The organism is Pedococcus sp. 5OH_020, assembly GCF_027812955.1.
In the GTDB taxonomy this organism is placed as follows: domain Bacteria; phylum Actinomycetota; class Actinomycetes; order Actinomycetales; family Dermatophilaceae; genus Pedococcus.
This window is the reverse complement of record NZ_JAPYZV010000004.1, coordinates 360,966-377,600: the sequence shown is the minus strand read 5'-3', so window position 1 is coordinate 377,600 and position 16,635 is coordinate 360,966. Positions and strand designations below refer to the sequence as shown.

At 72.0% G+C, this 16,635-nt stretch carries 16 protein-coding genes; 2 read left to right on the top strand and 14 right to left on the bottom strand.

Going from position 1 to position 16,635, the window contains the following annotated elements; all coding sequences use genetic code 11:
• Positions 1–172: 172 nt before the first annotated feature.
• From nusB to PHA84_RS09525, 14 genes are all read right to left on the bottom strand, one after another.
• Complete coding sequence (nusB, locus tag PHA84_RS09590; protein WP_270887865.1) at positions 173–586, bottom strand: transcription antitermination factor NusB; 414 nt, start codon at positions 584–586, stop codon at positions 173–175.
• A gap of 3 nt (positions 587–589) precedes the next feature.
• Positions 590–1,150 carry an elongation factor P gene (gene efp, locus PHA84_RS09585; protein ID WP_270887864.1) on the bottom strand — a complete coding sequence of 187 codons (561 nt, stop codon included), beginning with the start codon at positions 1,148–1,150 and terminating at the stop codon, positions 590–592.
• 141 nt (positions 1,151–1,291) lie between these two features.
• The gene (locus PHA84_RS09580) at positions 1,292–2,473 is read right to left on the bottom strand and encodes a thiolase family protein (RefSeq protein ID WP_270887863.1); all 1,182 of its coding nucleotides are present in this window, start codon (positions 2,471–2,473) and stop codon (positions 1,292–1,294) included.
• 19 nt (positions 2,474–2,492) lie between these two features.
• Positions 2,493–3,566 (bottom strand): 3-dehydroquinate synthase, encoded by a 1,074-nt coding sequence (aroB, locus tag PHA84_RS09575; protein WP_270887862.1) that lies wholly within the window; start codon positions 3,564–3,566, stop codon positions 2,493–2,495.
• A complete protein-coding gene (locus tag PHA84_RS09570) occupies positions 3,563–4,084 on the bottom strand; it encodes a shikimate kinase (RefSeq protein ID WP_270887861.1) in 522 nt (173 codons plus the stop codon). Before PHA84_RS09570 ends, aroB begins: the two co-directional genes overlap by 4 nt.
• Positions 4,081–5,304, bottom strand: a complete 1,224-nt coding sequence (gene aroC / locus PHA84_RS09565; protein WP_270887860.1) for a chorismate synthase — start codon at positions 5,302–5,304, stop codon at positions 4,081–4,083. Before aroC ends, PHA84_RS09570 begins: the two co-directional genes overlap by 4 nt.
• A 37-nt stretch (positions 5,305–5,341) precedes the next feature.
• Complete coding sequence (locus tag PHA84_RS09560; protein WP_270887859.1) at positions 5,342–6,037, bottom strand: prepilin peptidase; 696 nt, start codon at positions 6,035–6,037, stop codon at positions 5,342–5,344.
• Positions 6,038–6,065: 28 nt separating this feature from the next.
• Complete coding sequence (locus PHA84_RS09555) at positions 6,066–6,884, bottom strand: shikimate dehydrogenase (RefSeq protein ID WP_270887858.1); 819 nt, start codon at positions 6,882–6,884, stop codon at positions 6,066–6,068.
• A complete protein-coding gene (gene mltG / locus PHA84_RS09550; protein WP_270887857.1) occupies positions 6,877–8,058 on the bottom strand; it encodes an endolytic transglycosylase MltG in 1,182 nt (393 codons plus the stop codon). The genes PHA84_RS09555 and mltG overlap by 8 nt, the downstream gene beginning before the upstream one ends.
• Positions 8,055–8,576: a Holliday junction resolvase RuvX gene (gene ruvX, locus PHA84_RS09545; protein WP_270887856.1), complete on the bottom strand. Its 522-nt coding sequence runs from the start codon at positions 8,574–8,576 to the stop codon at positions 8,055–8,057. The genes mltG and ruvX overlap by 4 nt, the downstream gene beginning before the upstream one ends.
• A complete protein-coding gene (gene alaS / locus PHA84_RS09540) occupies positions 8,573–11,275 on the bottom strand; it encodes an alanine--tRNA ligase (protein ID WP_270887855.1) in 2,703 nt (900 codons plus the stop codon). Before alaS ends, ruvX begins: the two co-directional genes overlap by 4 nt.
• Before the next feature lie 99 nt (positions 11,276–11,374).
• Complete coding sequence (locus PHA84_RS09535; RefSeq protein WP_270887854.1) at positions 11,375–11,689, bottom strand: DUF6167 family protein; 315 nt, start codon at positions 11,687–11,689, stop codon at positions 11,375–11,377.
• A 6-nt stretch (positions 11,690–11,695) separates the two neighbouring features.
• Positions 11,696–12,079 carry a DUF948 domain-containing protein gene (locus tag PHA84_RS09530; protein WP_270887933.1) on the bottom strand — a complete coding sequence of 128 codons (384 nt, stop codon included), beginning with the start codon at positions 12,077–12,079 and terminating at the stop codon, positions 11,696–11,698.
• A gap of 81 nt (positions 12,080–12,160) precedes the next feature.
• Positions 12,161–13,501 carry a replication-associated recombination protein A gene (locus tag PHA84_RS09525; protein ID WP_270887932.1) on the bottom strand — a complete coding sequence of 447 codons (1,341 nt, stop codon included), beginning with the start codon at positions 13,499–13,501 and terminating at the stop codon, positions 12,161–12,163.
• 79 nt (positions 13,502–13,580) lie between these two features.
• On the opposite strand from PHA84_RS09525, the gene PHA84_RS09520 reads away from it, so the two are divergent.
• Together PHA84_RS09520 and PHA84_RS09515 are read left to right on the top strand one after the other, a co-directional pair.
• Positions 13,581–15,800, top strand: coding sequence for an MMPL family transporter (locus PHA84_RS09520; RefSeq protein ID WP_270887853.1), 2,220 nt, complete (start codon positions 13,581–13,583; stop codon positions 15,798–15,800).
• A complete protein-coding gene (locus PHA84_RS09515) occupies positions 15,797–16,543 on the top strand; it encodes a GNAT family N-acetyltransferase (RefSeq protein WP_270887852.1) in 747 nt (248 codons plus the stop codon). Before PHA84_RS09520 ends, PHA84_RS09515 begins: the two co-directional genes overlap by 4 nt.
• Positions 16,544–16,635: the final 92 nt, after the last annotated feature.

The following is a 16,635-nucleotide window of genomic DNA, read 5'->3' as shown; positions in this document are numbered from 1 at the left end:
CATCGGCCTCCGGAACCGTGGGTACAGCAGAGTCAGGACGCGTCACAGCGTCAGGACCTCCTTCCCTGCCTCACAGGACAGGTCGTTAAAGGATGTCGTTCGCGAGACACTCTAACGCCTCGCGCGCGGCCCGCCGTCGCGGGTCTCATCGTGGCTCTCGCGAGCCGCGTTCTCAGGCCAGCGTCGGCTTGACCTCGGCGAGCCGGCCGAGCAGCCCGTTGACGAACTTCGGCGAGTCGTCGGTGGACAGGCTCTTGGCGAGCTCCACGGCCTCGGCGATGGCGACGCTCTCGGGGACCTGCGTGGCGTAGAGCACCTCGAACGCCCCCAGGCGCAGGATCGCCCGGTCGACGCTGGGCATCCGCTCCAGGGACCAGCCTTGGGAGTACGTCGCGAGCAGCTCGTTGATGTCGGTCCAGTGCTCGACGACCCCTTCGACGAGGTCGGCGGTGTACTGGCTCAGCGGCGCGTCGGTGACCGGCTTCGCCAGCCGCTCGGCGAGCAGGTCACGGGCGTTCACCCCGCGCTGCTCGGCCTCGAAGAGGAGGTCCACGGCGCGCTTGCGAGCCTTGCTACGAGCGCCCAAGGGTCAGTTCACGCGACCGAGGTAGGAGCCGTCGCGGGTGTCGACCTTCACCTTGGTGCCCTGCTCGAGGAACAGTGGCACGTTGATCTGGGCCCCCGTCTCCAGCGTCGCCGGCTTGGTCCCTCCGGTCGAACGGTCGCCCTGCAGCCCCGGCTCGGTGTACGTGATCTCAAGGACGACGGAGGCGGGCAGCTCGACGTACAGGACCGTCCCGTCGTGGGTCGCCACCTGGGCGCTCTGGTTCTCCAGGAGGTAGTTCGCGGCGTCGCCGACGGTGGCCTCCGGGATGTGGATCTGGTCGTAGGTCGTCCCGTCCATGAAGACGAAGTCGGACCCGTCCTTGTACAGGAACTGCATGTCCCGCCGGTCGACGTTGGCGGTCTCGACCTTGACACCTGCGTTGAACGTCTTGTCCACAACCTTCCCGGACAGGACGTTCTTCAGCTTCGTCCGCACGAACGCGGGTCCCTTGCCGGGCTTGACGTGCTGGAACTCCACGACGGACCACAGCTGGCCGTCGATGTTGAGAACGAGGCCGTTCTTCAGGTCGTTGGTCGATGCCACGTGTGTGTCGCTTTCGTATGCCGGGAGTGCGCGGGCGCGCGGACGTCCCGGAATGCCGGGGTTGGGATCCGGAGCAGTCTAGCCGCCGCGTCCGGGCCCCCCGAACCCTCCTCGACCAGGGTGATCGCCGGAGGTCGGTGCTCACGCCGCAGCGTTCTCCAGCACGACCGCCAGGCCCTGCCCGACCCCGATGCAGATCGCCGCGACGCCGTAGCGGCCGCCAGCATGGCGCAAGGTCGCGGCCAGCGTGCCGAGGATCCGACCCCCGGAGGCGCCGAGCGGGTGCCCGATCGCGATCGCGCCACCATGCTGGTTCACGATGCCCGGGTCGACGCCCCAGGCGTCGAGGCAGGCCAGCGACTGCACGGCGAACGCCTCGTTCAGCTCGACTGCAGCCACCTGGTCCCAACGGATGCCCGCGCGGGCCAGGGCGCGGTTCGCCGCCTCCACCGGCGCGAACCCGAAGCGGTGCGGCTCCAGGGCGAAGGAGCCCCGGCCGGCCACGCGGGCCCACGGCTCCCGCCCCAGCACGTCTGCAGCGTCGCGCGACCCGAGCAGGACCGCCGACGCCCCGTCGTTCAGCGGGGAGGCGTTACCGGCGGTGATCGTGCCGGACTCCCGGAAGGACGTCGTGAGCCTGGACAGCGCCTCGGCGGAGGTCCCGGGACGGATGCTCTCGTCCCGCGCCAGCTCGGCTCCCGGCACCTGGACGACGAGGTCGTTATAGAACCCGTGCGACCACGCCAGGTCGGCGAGCTCATGGGAACGGACGGCGAACTCGTCCTGCCGTTGGCGTGAGATCCCGTACTCGTGGGCGAGCTGCTCGTTCGCCTCTCCGAGCGACACCGTCCACTCCCGGGGCATCCGCGGGTTGACCAGCCGCCAGCCGAGCGTCGTGGAGACCAGGGTCGCGTCACCCGCCGGGTAGGGGCGGTCCGCCTTCGGCAGCACCCAGGGGGCCCGGGTCATGGACTCCACGCCCCCGGTCAGCACGACCTGCGCGTCCCCAGTCTCGATGGTCCGGGAGCCGACCATGGCCGCGTCCAGGCTGGAGCCGCACAGCCGGTTCACGGTGCTGCCGGATACGGAGGTCGGTAGCCCCGCCAGGAGGGCCGCCATGCGGCCGACGTTGCGGTTCTCCTCCCCAGCGCCGTTGGCGTTGCCGAGGACGACCTCGTCCACCACGGCGGGGTCGAGCCCGGTGCGCTGGACTACGGCGCTGAGCACCGTCGCCGCGAGGTCGTCCGGGCGCACCGCCGCGAGGGCGCCGCCGAACCGCCCGAAGGGCGTTCGGACGGCGTCGTAGAGATAGGCGGACTGCATGGTGGCCTCCTCTCGCCTGTCAGTCCCGAGCGATCTCGGCGTACGCCGCCTGGAGCAGCGCAGGGTCGGGTCCTTCCAGCCGCGTCGGCTTGGCGAGCCCAGCGAGGACGACGAACCGCAGGACCGAGCCTCGGGACTTCTTGTCCCGCTTCATCGCCTCCAGGAGCCGGGGCCAGCGGTCACCGCGGTAGCTCACCGGAAGCCCGAGCGAGGTGAGGATCGCACGATGCCGCTCGGCGAGGTCGTCGTCGATCCTGCCCGCCAGGCGCGCGAGCTCGGCCACGTACACCATGCCGATGGACACTGCGGCGCCGTGGCGGAACTGGTACCGCTCCACCTGCTCGACTGCGTGCGCGAAGGTGTGCCCGTAGTTGAGGATCTCCCGTAGCCCCGACTCCTTCAGGTCCTGGGCGACGACCTCTGCCTTGACCCGGATGGCGCGCTCCACGAGCTCGCGGACGTGTCGGCCCGCCGGGGAGCGGACGTCCTGCGGGTCTGCCTCCACGAGGTCCAGGATCACCGGGTCGGCGATGAAGCCGCACTTGACCACCTCGGCGAGCCCGGCCACGAAGTCGTGAGGGGGCAGCGTCTCGAGGGTGTCCAGGTCGCACAGCACGCCCGCCGGGGGGTGGAAGCTCCCGACGAGGTTCTTCCCCTCCGCCGTGTTGATGCCGGTCTTCCCGCCCACCGCCGCGTCGACCATCGCAAGCAGCGTGGTGGGCACGTGCACCACCCGGATACCGCGCAGCCAGGTGGCGGCGACGAATCCGGCGAGGTCGGTGGTGGCTCCCCCGCCGACGGCGACGACGGCGTCGGAGCGGGTGAAGCCCGCCTGACCCAGGACGCCCCACAGGAATGCCGCCACCTGCGCCGTCTTCGCCTCCTCGGCGTCTGGAACCTCAGCGGCATACGCCTCGAAACCCTTGCCTACCAGGTCCTCTCGCACTGCCTCGCCCGTCGTGGCGAGGGCCCGCGGGTGCACGACCAGCACCCGCTGGACGCCTTCGCCCACCAGTGCTGGCAGCTCGTCCAGCAGCCCACGGCCGACGACGACGTCGTACTGGTCCCCCACGCTGATGCGGGTCGTGCTCATCGCCGTGCCTCCAGGGCGGTCAGGAGCTCCGTCACGATGTCCGCCGGTCTCCGCCCGGCCGTCTCCACCCGGATGGTCGCCAGCCGCTCGTAGGTCGGGCGGCGCTCGTTCATCATCTTCGTCCAAGAGGCCCTCGGGTTGACCAGGAGCAGCGGCCGGCTCGCGTCGAACCCGATGCGCCGCGCGGCGTCGGCGATGCCCACGTCGAGGAACACCACCCGGTGGCCGGTGAGTGCCTGCTGGGTCGCGGGATCCATCACCGCGCCACCGCCCAGCGACACGACCGCGCCGGGAATGGCCAGGGCGCGCGCCACCTCGGCGCGCTCGAGGTCGCGGAAGTGCGCCTCGCCGTGGTCCACGAAGAGGTCTGCGATCGACTGCCCCGCCTGCGCCTCGATCGCGGCGTCCGTGTCGTGCCACGGGGCGCCGAGGGCCTGGGCCAGCCGGCGGCCGATCGTGCTCTTGCCCGAGCCGGGCGGGCCGATGACGACCGCGAGGGGGCGGGTCTGAGCGCTCACCACGTGCGCATCGCCTCGGGGACCGAGGCCAGGTAGGCCGCGTGGTTGCGGGCCGTCTCGGCCACCGAGTCCCCGCCGAACTTCTCCAGGCAGGCCTGTGCGAGGACGAGAGCGACCATCGCCTCCGCGACGACACCCGCGGCCGGGACCGCGCACACGTCCGAACGCTGGTGGATGGCCTTGGCTGCGTCGGCACCGGTCGTGTCGACCGTGTCGAGCGCCCTAGGCACCGTCGAGATCGGCTTCATCGCGGCGCGCACGCGCAGTACGTCGCCGGTCGACATCCCGCCCTCCGTCCCGCCCGCACGGCCGGTGCGACGCACGATGGTGCCGTCGCCGGCGCGTTCCATCTCGTCGTGCGCCGCCGACCCGCGGCGCGCGGCGGTGCGGAAGCCGTCCCCGACCTCCACTCCCTTGATCGCCTGGATGCTCATCAGCGCCGCGGCGAGCTGGGCGTCGAGCCTGCGGTCCCAGTGGACGTGGGAGCCGAGCCCCGGCGGCACGCCGTAGGCGAGCACCTCCACGACGCCACCGAGCGTGTCCCCGTCCTTCTTGGCGGCCTCGACCTCGGCCACCATGGCCGCCGACGCGGCGGCGTCCAGCGTGCGGACCGGGTCCGCGTCGATCTGCTCCACCTGCTCGGGCGTGGGCAGCACTGCTTCCTCGCCCACGCCCGCGGTCCCGATGGCCACGGTGTGCGAGACGAGCCTGATCCCGTACGCCTGGTCGAGGAAGCGCGAAGCCACCTCGCCGAGCGCGACCCTGGCTGCGGTCTCCCGCGCCGACGCGCGCTCCAGGACGGGGCGGGCGTCGCCGAAACCGTACTTCTGCATGCCCACGAGGTCCGCGTGACCAGGCCTCGGCCGGGTCAGCGGCCGGTTCCGGGCCACCTCCTTCTCCGCGTTGACGTCGTCGGAGGCGGCGAACGCCTCGTCCGAGACGGGGTCCGGCGCCATCACGGTCTCCCACTTCGGCCACTCGGTGTTGCCGATCCGGATCGCGATGGGCGACCCCATGGTGACCCCGTGCCGGACGCCCCCGAGGAGCTCGACCTCGTCCTGCTCGAACTTCATCCGGGCCCCCCGACCGAACCCCAGCCGGCGCCGGGCCAGCGCGGCAGCCACGTCCTTGGTGGTCACCTCCACACCGGCAGGCAACCCCTCGACCGTGGCCAGCAGAGCCGGGCCGTGGGACTCACCTGCGGTCAGCCAGCGGAGCATGCGCCGATCCTCCCATGCAGGCTGCGGACCCCCACGGCTAGGCCACCAGCTGGTACTCGACCGCCAGCGCCAGCAGCGCCCCGAGCAGCATCGACGGCCCGAACGCTATGTGCGAGCGGAGGCCGACGCGGCGTCCCACGAGCATGACGACCGCCAGCACACCGCCGACGACGAACCCCGCGAGCAGCCCCATGACGGCCGTACCGAGGCCCCACCAGCCCAGCACCAGCCCGATGAGCCCGGAGAGCTTGACGTCGCCGAACCCCAGCGACCCGGGAGAGGCGATCGCCATGACGAAGTAGAGCGCGTACATGACCGCAAGGCAGAGCAGCGCCCGGACCAGGGGGCGCCAGTCCCCCAGGCCGAGGGTGGCCACCCCGACGAGCACGAGCAGCGCCGGGTACGCCGGGAGGACCAGCCCGTCGGGCAACCGGTGAACGTCCGCGTCGATCCAGATCAGGGCGACGGTCAGCCAGGCGAAGAGGAGGTACGCCGGTAGGGCGGCCCAGCCGGCCACGTCCCCGACCCGCCACGCCAGGAACCCCCACAGCACCGCGAGAGCGACCGCAGGCCACCACGCGTGGCGCGGCAGGGCGCCCGCGTCGTCCGAGGTGATCCGGTACCCACCGGTGGCCAGCTGTCGTCCGGTGTACCAGCCGACGAGCGCGCCCAGGACTCCGAAGAGCGCCAGGAGCCAGCCGGCGGTGTGGGCGCCCGACCCCAGGACGATCATCGGACGGTCACCCGACCATCACGGGCCATCACCGGCCGAGCGCCTGTCGGCCGGCGGCGTACATGGCCTGGACCGGTGCCACGTGGCCGGTGAAGAGCCGGAACTGCTCGGCGGCCTGGTACACGAGCATGTCCAGCCCCGAGACCACGTCCAGACCGGCTGCTGCGGCGGCTCGCGCCAGCGGAGTGGGCCAGTCGGCATACACGACGTCCAGCAGCGTCCCCGTGCGCCGACCGCTTCCCAAGGCACGGGCGGCCGGCTCCCCGGCCTCAGGGGGAAGGGTGCTCACCACGAGGCCGCCGAGCAGGTGGGCCCCCCACGACGCCAGCGGGACGGTCTCGACCGCGACCCCGGTCTGGACGGCCAGGCGCAGCGTCTCCGGGCGCGGCTGCGCACGCACGGCGAGCCGCACCCGCCGGACGCCCAGGGCGGCGAGGGCCACGATCGCCGAGCGAGCGGTGGCACCACCACCCAGCAGTGTCGCCGTGCCGTCGTGCGCGACGTCGGCCAGGGCGGCCTCCACTCCCCTCACGTCCGTGTTGTGCCCCTCCCAGCCCTCGCCGTCGCGGCGCACCAGGGTGTTGATCGCCCCGGTGACGCGTGCGGTGTCGGTGACGGAGGTGGCCACCTTGAAGGCGACCTCCTTGAGGGGCATCGTCAGGCTCAGGCCGCGCCAAGAGCCGTCGAGGGCCCCGACCCACGCGGCGAGCTCCGTCTCTCCCACCTCGTGGGCGCCGTACGACCACTCGGCGAGCCCCAGCGAGCGGTAGCCCGCCGAGTGCAGGACGGGTGACAGGGAGTGGCTGACCGGCCGACCGAGGACCGCGGCGCGCCGCGGCTCAGCCACCGCCCTCGCACTTCGGCTTGTGCGCGTCGCACCACTGCTGGCGCTGTGCGTTGTTGCGGTCGTGCTCCGCCTGCGTGGCGGCGAAGCGGGTCTCGCCGGTGTCGTAGTTGACGGTGACGAAGTAGTACCAGGGTCCCGGCGTGGGGTGCGCCGCCGCCTCGATGGCCTTGGCTCCCGGGTTTCCGATCGGTCCGGGCGGCAGGCCCTTGTTCGCGTAGGTGTCGTACGGGCTGGACTTCGCCCGGTCGTACTCGGGCTTGGTGAGGTTGCCTCGCTTCTGCAGCGCGTAGTTGACCGTCGAGTCCATCTGGAGCAGCCCCACGGTGGGCCCGTCCGGGTTCCGCAGCCTGTTCTCCACCACCCTGGCGACCTTCCCCCGGTCAGCGACCCCCGCCTCGCCCTCCACGATGGAAGCCACGGTCAGCGTCCGCTGGTAGCTCGCCTCGGGCACGCCGGCGGAGTCCAGCTCCTGCACGGCCTTGGCGACCATGATCTTGAGCTGCTCGGCGGCTGTCGACTTCGCGGGGAACTCGTACGTGGACGGGTACAGGAACCCTTCCACGTTGCCCTTGGCCGACGCCGGGAGGCCGATGGCCTGGGCGTCCTTCGCGGCGGCACGGTACTGCGCGACCGGCACGCCGGTGCCCTTGGAGAGGGCGGCGAACACCTCGTTCTTCCACAGGCCCTCGCGGACGGTGACCCGGGGCACGGTGCGGTTCCTGGGGTCGACGAGCACGGCGAGAGCGCCCTTGGCCGCCATCTGCTTCCTGAGCGAGTAGGTGCCGGGCTGGATGGCCGCGGACCGCTTGTCCTTCGCCGCAGCGGCGAGGAACGCCTTGGCGCTCTTGACGACATCCGCCTTGACCAAGGTGGCCCCGATCGCCCGCCCGGTGTCCCCCTCGTTGACGACGACCTGGACCCGCCCGGTGCCCGGCCCCGGGTAGTCGTTGCTCTCCAGGAAGCCGTCGACCACCGGCCGCAGGACGGTGTACGCCGCGAAGGCGGCCACCGCGACGATCGCCAGAGCTGCCACGAGGATCCCCAGCCGCCGCCCTCGACGGCGGGGACGGCGACGCGGCGGGCGCCCCCGCACAGGCCGGCCCTCGTGGTGCCCCCCGGCCTCCTCGTGCTCGGTCCCCCCGAAGATCGAGTGCTCCAGATGGGGCTCGGTCATCGGTGTCTGTCCTTCGTCCGGGGCTTGCGCCCGTCAGTTCTCACCAGCTCGCCGGGCGGGCGCCCGGAGCCGCGCTCTGCATCCAGGGCGACCTGCAGGATCACCACCGCCGCGGCCTGGTCGACGACCGACCGCTGCCGTCGGCCGTCCATCCCGCTCTCCCGCAGTGAGCGATGCGCCTCCACGGTAGTGAGGCGCTCGTCCACGAGCCGGACCGGCACGGGGGCGACCCGGACCGCCAACCGCCCAGCATACGTGCGCGCCGTCACGGCCGCCTTTCCTTGTGCTCCCGACAGCGACCGCGGCAGCCCGACGACCACCTCCATCGCGCCGAGCTCCCGCACCAGAGCCACGATCTCCTCGAGGTCGGGCGCGCTCCCACCGGCGTCGTCGCGGGCGCGCGCGACCGTGCGGACCGGCGTGGCGATGAGTCCCGAGGGGTCGCTGGCCGCCACGCCGACCCGGACCGAGCCGACGTCGACGCCGATCCGCACACCCTCGCGGGCGGCGGGGCTCACCCCTCGATCCCTGCTGCCTCGCGGACCACGCGGTCGATCTGGCCCAGCGCCTCACCCGTCCTGGCCGGGTCGGTGCCGCCGCCCTGCGCCAGGTCGTCCTTGCCGCCGCCACCGCCACCGAGGGCCTGCGCGGCAACGCGGACGAGGGCCCCCGCCTTGACGCCACGGTCCCGGGCGCCCGCGTTGGTGGCGACCACGACGCCGGGACGGCCCTTGGCCACTCCGGTGAGCGCGATCACGGCCGGGGCGGACTCGCCCAGCCGCGCCCGAAGGTCCAGGGCCATGGTGCGCAGGTCGTCGGCGCTCGCTCCCTCGCCCGCGTCGTGCGTCAGCACCCGGATGCCACCGAGGTCGCGGGCGTACTCGACCAGCCTGCCGGTGCGGGCCTGCACCTGCTCACGCCGCATCCGCTCGAGCTCGCGCTCCGCCTCCCGGACGCGCGCGACCAGTGCGGCGACCCGCTCCTTGAGCTCACCGGGCTGCACCTTGACGATGTCGGTGAGCTCGGCGACGAGGGCACGCTCCTTGGCGAGGTACCTCAGGGCCTCCATGCCCACGAACGCCTCCAGCCGGCGCACCCCCGAGCCGACGGAGGACTCCCCCGTCACGGACAACGCGCCGATCTGGGAGGAGTGGCTCACGTGCGTCCCACCACACAGCTCACGGGACCACGGGCCACCGATCTCGATGACCCGCACCTCCTCGTCGTACGTCTCGCCGAACAGCGCCAGCGCACCGAGCTCGCGCGCCTGGGGAAGCGTCATGTACTGCGCAGACACGGGCAGGTCCCGACGGACCGCGAGGTTGGCCACCTCCTCGATCTCGCTGCGCGTCTCCGGCGACAGCGCCTGTCCCCAGGCGAAGTCGAGCCTGAGGTAGCCCGGCTTGTTGTACGAGCCGGACTGCAGCGCTGACGGGCCCAGCACCTGGCGCAGCGCGGCGTGGACGACGTGGGTGCCCGAGTGCGCTTGGCACGCCGAGACGCGCCACTCCGGGTCGACCTCCGCCGACACCTCCTGGCCGACGCGCACCGGTCCCGTGAGCACCTCGACCGTGTGCGCCACCAGGCCCTTGACCGGGCGTTGCACGTCGACGACCTTCAGGTGCGCCCGGTCGGCCGTGATGACCCCCTCGTCGGCGATCTGACCACCGGACTCCGCGTAGAACGGCGTGCGGTCCAGGACGACGTGGCCCCGCTGACCCGGTTCGAGCTCCGGGACGGCGACCCCGTCCAGCACCAGCCCCACCACGCTGGCCTCGGTGGTGAGCTCCTGGTACGCGCGCCAGTCCGTGGCGCCCTTAGCGCGCAGGTCGCGCCATACCTCGGTGTTGGCGTGGCCGCCCCTCTTCGCCTTGGCGTCGGCCTTGGCACGCTCACGCTGCTCCTGCATGAGCCTGGTGAAGCCCGCCCGGTCCACCTCCAAGCCCTGCTCGGCGGCCATCTCGAGGGTCAGGTCGATGGGGAAGCCGTAGGTGTCGTGAAGCGCGAAGGCCTCGTCGCCGGGCAGCGTGGTGCCTCCCGAGGCCCTCGTCCGCGAGACCGCCGTGTCCAGGATCGTCGTCCCGGACGCGAGGGTGCGACGGAAGGCCTCCTCCTCGGCGTACGCGATCGAGGAGATCCGGTCGAAGCCGCTCTCCAGCTCGGGGTAGGAGTTCCGCATCCGCTCCATCGACACGGGCAGCAGCAGCGGCAGGCTGGGCTCGTCGAACCCGAGCAGCCGCATGGAGCGGACGGCGCGGCGCAGCATCCGGCGCAGCACGTAGCCCCGACCCTCGTTGCCCGGTGTGACGCCGTCACCGATGAGCATCAGGCTGGACCGCACGTGGTCGGCCACCACGCGCAGCCGGACGTCGTCGGGGTGCGACTCGCTCGCGGCGTGCCCCGAGTGCGCGCCGTACGTCTTGCCCGTCAGCTCCGCCGCGCGGTTCAGGACCGGGTACACCTCGTCGATCTCGTAGAGGTTGTCCACCCCCTGCAGCAGCGTGGCCATCCGCTCCAGGCCCATGCCTGTGTCGATGTTGCGCTTGGGCAGGTCGCCTGAGATGTCGAAGTCGTCCTTCGCCCGGACCGAGGACAGCTCGTACTGCATGAACACGAGGTTCCAGAACTCCAGGTACCGGTCCTCGTCGACCGCCGGGCCGCCCTCGCGGCCGTACTCAGGCCCTCGGTCGAGGTAGATCTCGCTGCACGGGCCGCCGGGCCCGGGAACGCCCATGTGCCAGTAGTTGTCGAGCTTCCCGCGGCGCACGATGCGCTCCTGGGGAACGCCGATGGTGCTCTTCCACAGGTCGAACGCCTCGTCGTCCTCGTCGTACACGGTCGGCCAGATCTTGTCCGGGTCGAGGCCGAAGCCGCCGCGCTCCTGGGAGGTGGTGATGAGCTCCCACGCCAGGGTGATGGCGCCTTCCTTGAAGTAGTCGCCGAAGGAGAAGTTGCCGTTCATCTGGAAGAACGTCCCGTGCCTGGAGGTCTTGCCGACCTCCTCGATGTCCCCGGTACGGACACACTTCTGCACCGACGTGGCACGGTCCCACTGTGGGGTCTGCTGCCCGAGGAAGTACGGCTTGAACGGCACCATCCCGGCATTGACGAACAACAGGTTCGGGTCGTCGTAGAGCAGCGGGGCGGAGGGGACGACCGTGTGGCCCTTGCTCTCGTAGAACGAGAGGAAGCGGCGCCTGATCTCGGCGGTTTCCATGGTTGGACTCGAATCTTCCGGGTGCCTGCGGCGGGCATGACGAATCGTACGGGCAGGCACAGGTGGTATGCCGGGGCTGCGGCGCAGGCGCGCCCGCCCTTACCGAGCTCGGTCGGCTCGTGGGCCGGTCGGGTCCTCCAGCAGCGTCCGGGCAGCCGCGGCGTCGAGACGACCGGCGGCGGCCTGCGGGTCGTCGGCCGTGCCCGCGTCGATACCGAGCGCCAGGCGCAGCTCGGTCTCGCGCTCGGCCATCCCCTCGCGCACAGCGGCAGCCAGCTCCCGGAGACCGTCACCGAGCTCGGAGAGGCCATGGGCGACGCCGGCCGGGGTGTAGGCCTGGGCGGCCTTGCTCACCCTGCGTACCGCGTAGACCCCGACGGCGGCGCCGAGGGCGGTCCAGAACAGGCGCGACATCGGCGATCAGCCCCGGCGGTGGCGACGGCCACCCGCGGTCCGCGTGCCGCCGCCGCTGAGCGCCGAGCGAACTCCGTAGGTGAAGGCGGCGACCTTGACCACGGGGCTGCCCAGGGTGGCGGCGAACAGCGAGGTGAGCGCGCTGGCGTTGGTCGTGATCGCAGAGACGTTGGTCGTGATGCCGTCGACGCGAGCAAGCTGGTCGTTGGTGAGGCTCACCGTGTCGGTGAGCTTGACCAGGGTCGGCTGGACGTTCTCCGTGGTGCTGCGCAAGCTCATCCTCGTCTCGTCGAGGATCTTTCCGGCCTTCCCGATGACGCTGCCCAGCCGGAACACGAGGAACGCGAAGGCCAGCGCCGCGATCATGCCCGCGATGTCGCCCAGACTCACTGAATCCATGGCGGCAACCCTACCCCGACGCCGCTGACGTCTCCCGGCGCATCCCGTGTCGCCTCGCACGCTGACCTGCGACTATCCACGTGCGCCGCGGACCCGCTCCTTCAGCCACTCCCATCGGGGTCCCAGACGCTCCTCGAAACCGCGGCTCGTCGGCCGGTAGTAGTCGGTGTGCCCCTGAAGGTCCTCCGGCAGGTAGTCCTGCCGGGCGACGCCGTCGGGCTCCCCGTGCGCGTAGACGTACCCGTCACCGTGTCCGAGCCGCGCCGCGCCGGCGTACCCGCTGCCACGCAGGTGCGCCGGGACGGGGCCGCCGCGTCCGGCGCGGACGTCGGCGACAGCCTCGTTGATGCCCGTGTAGGCCGCGTTCGACTTGGGGGCGAGCGCGTTGTGGACCACGGCCTGCGCCAAGATGATCCGCGCCTCCGGCATCCCGATCTGCGCCACCGCGTGCATCGCCGCCACGGCCGTCTGCAGGGCGGTCGGATCGGCCATCCCGACGTCCTCGGACGCCGCGATGACCACGCGCCGCGCGATGAACCTCGGGTCCTCGCCGGCCTCCAGCATCCGCGCCAGGTAGTGGAGCGCCGCGTCGACGTCCGAGCCCCGCATCGACTTGATCAGGGCCGACGCGACGTCGTAGTGCTGGTCTCCGGTCCTGTCGTAGCGCACGGAGGCGAACGCCACGGCCTGCTCGGTGTCCGCCAGGGTGATCTCCACGGGGCCCTCCCGCGTGGACCCGGGCGGGACGGCGTCGAGCGCCACGCCCGCCGCCGCCTCCAGCGCAGTCAGGGCCCGCCGAGCATCGCCCCCCGCGATCCTCACCAGATGGTCGGCCGCGTCGTCGGCGAGCACGTACTCCCCAGCCAGCCCGCGGGCGTCGACCACCGCGGCGGCCAGGACGTCGGCGACCTCCTCGTCGGTCAGGGGGGTGAGGGTGATGAGCATCGACCGCGACAGCAGCGGCGCGATGACCGAGAAGGAGGGGTTCTCCGTCGTCGCGGCGACGAGGATCACCTGCCTGTTCTCGACCCCAGGCAGCAGGGCGTCCTGCTGGGCCTTGGTGAAACGGTGGATCTCGTCGAGGAACAGCACCGTCTGCCGGTCGTAGAGGTCCCGGTCGCGGGCGGCCTGCTCCATCACCGCGCGGACGTCCTTCACGCCCGCCGTCACCGCGGACAGCTCGACGAACCTGCGTCCCGCCGAGGTGGCCACCAGGTGGGCCAGCGTCGTCTTGCCCGTGCCGGGCGGCCCCCAGATGATGGCGGACAGCGGCCCCGCCGAACCCCCCGACCCCTCGACCAGCCGGCGCAGCGGGCTTCCCGGGCGCAGGACGGCGGTCTGGCCGCGTACCTCGGCCAGTGACGCGGGCCGCATCCGCACGGCGAGCGGAGGGAGAGCGGCGCCGGTCGGCATCCCGTCGCCCGCGGCGGCACCCGCCGCCGCGAAGAGGTCCTCGCCGTTGCCTGTCACCACGGATGGCAGGCTATCTCCCGTGCCCGACGCCGCCCGCGACGCCCAGCATCCCGACCGGTCCCGCTCGGCGCTGTCCCGGCTCGGCGGCGCGCTCGCCCGCCGTCCCCTCACCGTCGTGGCGACGTGGCTGCTGCTGGTCGCGGCAGGCTTCGCCACGGCCACTGGTGTCCTGGGCGGCGACTCGCTGTTCCACCGGCTGCACAGCGGGGAGCCGACCGTCCAGGGAGAGAACCTGCGTGGGCGTGACCTCATCGTGCACTCCGGCCGGTCGCAGCTCAGCACCTACACCGTGCGCGTCGACCGGGTCGACCTGTCGGAGCGGCGGACGGGTGCCGCGGCCCTCGCCGCCGCAGCCCGCATCGAGAAGATCCCGGGGGTCGCCTCCGTGGCCGTGCCGTTCGCGTTCCCCCGCGGGCTGCACGACCCCCGAGCTGCGCCGCTGCTGAAGCGGGGCGTCGCCGACTCGGACGGCTACGTCACCGTCGTGACCGTCGCCGCTGACCTGGACGCGCTCGAGCACCGCCGCGTCGAGACCGCGGTGGATGCCGCCATGCAGCCCCTCGTGGACGCCCTGCCCCAAGCGCAGGTCTCCGCCGGCGGGCTGCAGAGTCTGGTCGCTGCGATCACGGGCCAGATCGAGGTGGACCTGCGTACCGGCGAAGGGATCGCCCTCCCGGTCAGCTTCCTGGTCATGGTGGTCGTGTTCGGCGGGTTCGTCGCGGCGGGGATGCCCATCGTGGGCGCCGTCGCCTCCATCGCCGGGGCGCTGGCGTCGCTCCTCGGCTTCTCGTACCTCATCGACCTCGACGCCAGTGCGGTCAATGTCGTGACGGTGCTGGGACTCGGCCTGTGCATCGACTACGGCCTGCTCACCGTCAGCAGGTTCCGTGAAGAGCTCCGTGCCCGCGCCCGAGGCCTGCCCGCCGAGCGGATCACGCCCGAGATGGTCCGTGCCGCCACGGCCCGCACGGTGGACTCCGCCGGACGGACGGTGATCTTCTCCGGGCTGACCGTGGGGATCTCCCTCGGCGGCCTCCTGCTCTTCGAGGCGGAGTTCATGAAGGCCGTCGGTGCGGCTGGCCTGTCCGTGGTGCTCATCGCCATGGTCGTCGCCCTGACGCTCATCCCGGCGCTGTGCGCCCTCGGGGCGCGTCGGCTGCTGCGCAGGGGAACGGAGGTCCCACCCCAGCAGGGCGTCTTCTCGCGGCTGGCCCGGTGGGTCCATGGCCGGCCTGTTCCCATCATCGCAGTGGTGCTCGCCGCCCTGCTGGCGCTCGCAGTGCCGGCGTTCGACCTGCGCCTGACGTCGTCCGGCGCCGAGCTGCTTCCGACCAGTGCGCCCGAGCGACGGTTCTCGCAGGGACTGGCGCGGGACTATCCGCAGCTCGACGGGCCGGACGTCTCAGTGGTGGCCCGCGCGCCGCTGCCACAGGTCCGCAGGTACGCCGCGGGTCTACGGCTTCCCACCGGGGCCAGGGTGGCGAGCGTGGACCCCCTCGGGCCAGGTCTCGCCCTCGTCGGGCTGGACGTGCCTGGAGGCCCGCTCGGGGATCCCTCCCGCGCGGTGGTCCGTCGGCTTCAGGATGACCGGCCGGCGTTCGAGACCTTCGTCGTTGGCGCCGCCTCCGGCCTGCAGGACTTCGTCGCCTCCATGGTCCGGCGCGCGCCGCTCGCGTTCGGCCTCGTGGCGCTGGCCACCCTGGTCCTGCTGTTCCTCATGACCGGCTCCGTCGTCATCCCGGTCAAAGCCCTCCTGCTCAACGTCGTGTCCCTCGGCGCAAGCCTGGGCGTCATGGTCTGGGTCTTCCAGACGGGCCATCTCCAGCACCTGCTGGGCTTCGCCTCCGTGGGTGCGCTGGAGTCGACGATCCCGTTGCTGGTGCTCGCCTTCGGCTTCGGCCTGTCGATGGACTACGAGGTCTTCCTCCTGTCACGGATCGTCGAGCTCCACGAGCGCGGTTACTCCAACGACGATGCCGTCGTCCTGGGCCTGCAACGCTCCGGGCGCATCATCACCTCGGCCGCCCTCCTGGTCGTGATCGTGTTCTCCGGCTTCGTCGCCGGCAGGCTGCTGGTCATCAAGCAGACCGGGGTGGGCCTCGCCACGGCCGTCGCCCTCGACGCCACGCTCGTACGAATGCTCCTGGTCCCGGCCACCATGACGCTCCTGGGCGACTGGAACTGGTGGGCGCCGGCACGGCTACGGCGAGGGCACGCGCGGTTCGGCATCACCGAATGACGCTGCAGCGCCTCACCACGCACACCGAGCTGGTTCGTACCTCAGGGAACAGCGGCTTCGTGCGTTACGACCTGCCCGTCACGCTGGAAGGACCGGCGTACGCCCACGGGACCGCGATAGCGGTGCCGCGCCGGACGCATACGCGCCGGATCGGACTCCTGGTCATGGGCGCCGCGGCCGACGTCGACGAGCTGGTCGGCGGGATGCTCCGACAGCAGCTGCTGCCCGCCGAGCTGGCGTCGGTCACGGTCCAGCGCGACGCCCTGGACTCGGTGGCCCGACACCTCGCCCTGTCCGACGGCAACGAGTGGGAGTGGATGAGCTCGACCTCCGCACCGTCTCCCGTGCCGGTCGAGGAGAGGCTGGTGCCCTTGTCGCAGAAGGAGATCCGAGACATCGAGCGCCTGCTCGGTGTCGCGAACCCGGGGACGGACGCCAGGCCCTTCCAGTTCCCTGACCAGCGCTGGCTCGGGGTGCGGGACTCGGCCGGCACGCTGGTCGCGTGCGGGGTCAGGGAGCCGAACCTCGCCGGCTGGCCGGTCCTGTCCGGCATCACGGTGCACCCTGAGCACCGCGGGACCGGCCTTGGGCTGGCCGTGACGGCACGGCTCACCCGGGAGGCCGTCCGCGAGCGGGGAGTGTGCACGCTGGGCCTCTACTCCCACAACGCCGTGGCCCGCAGGCTCTACACCGGACTCGGCTACGACGATGTCCACCTGTGGTCGAGCCGCCGACTGCGGTGAGCGGGCACGTCCGCTGCCGCTCCTGCGCCGGGCACCGACCCTGCCTCTTCTCGCGAGCCTGGCCCTCGTCCGTTCTCCGGTTCTGGCCTAGG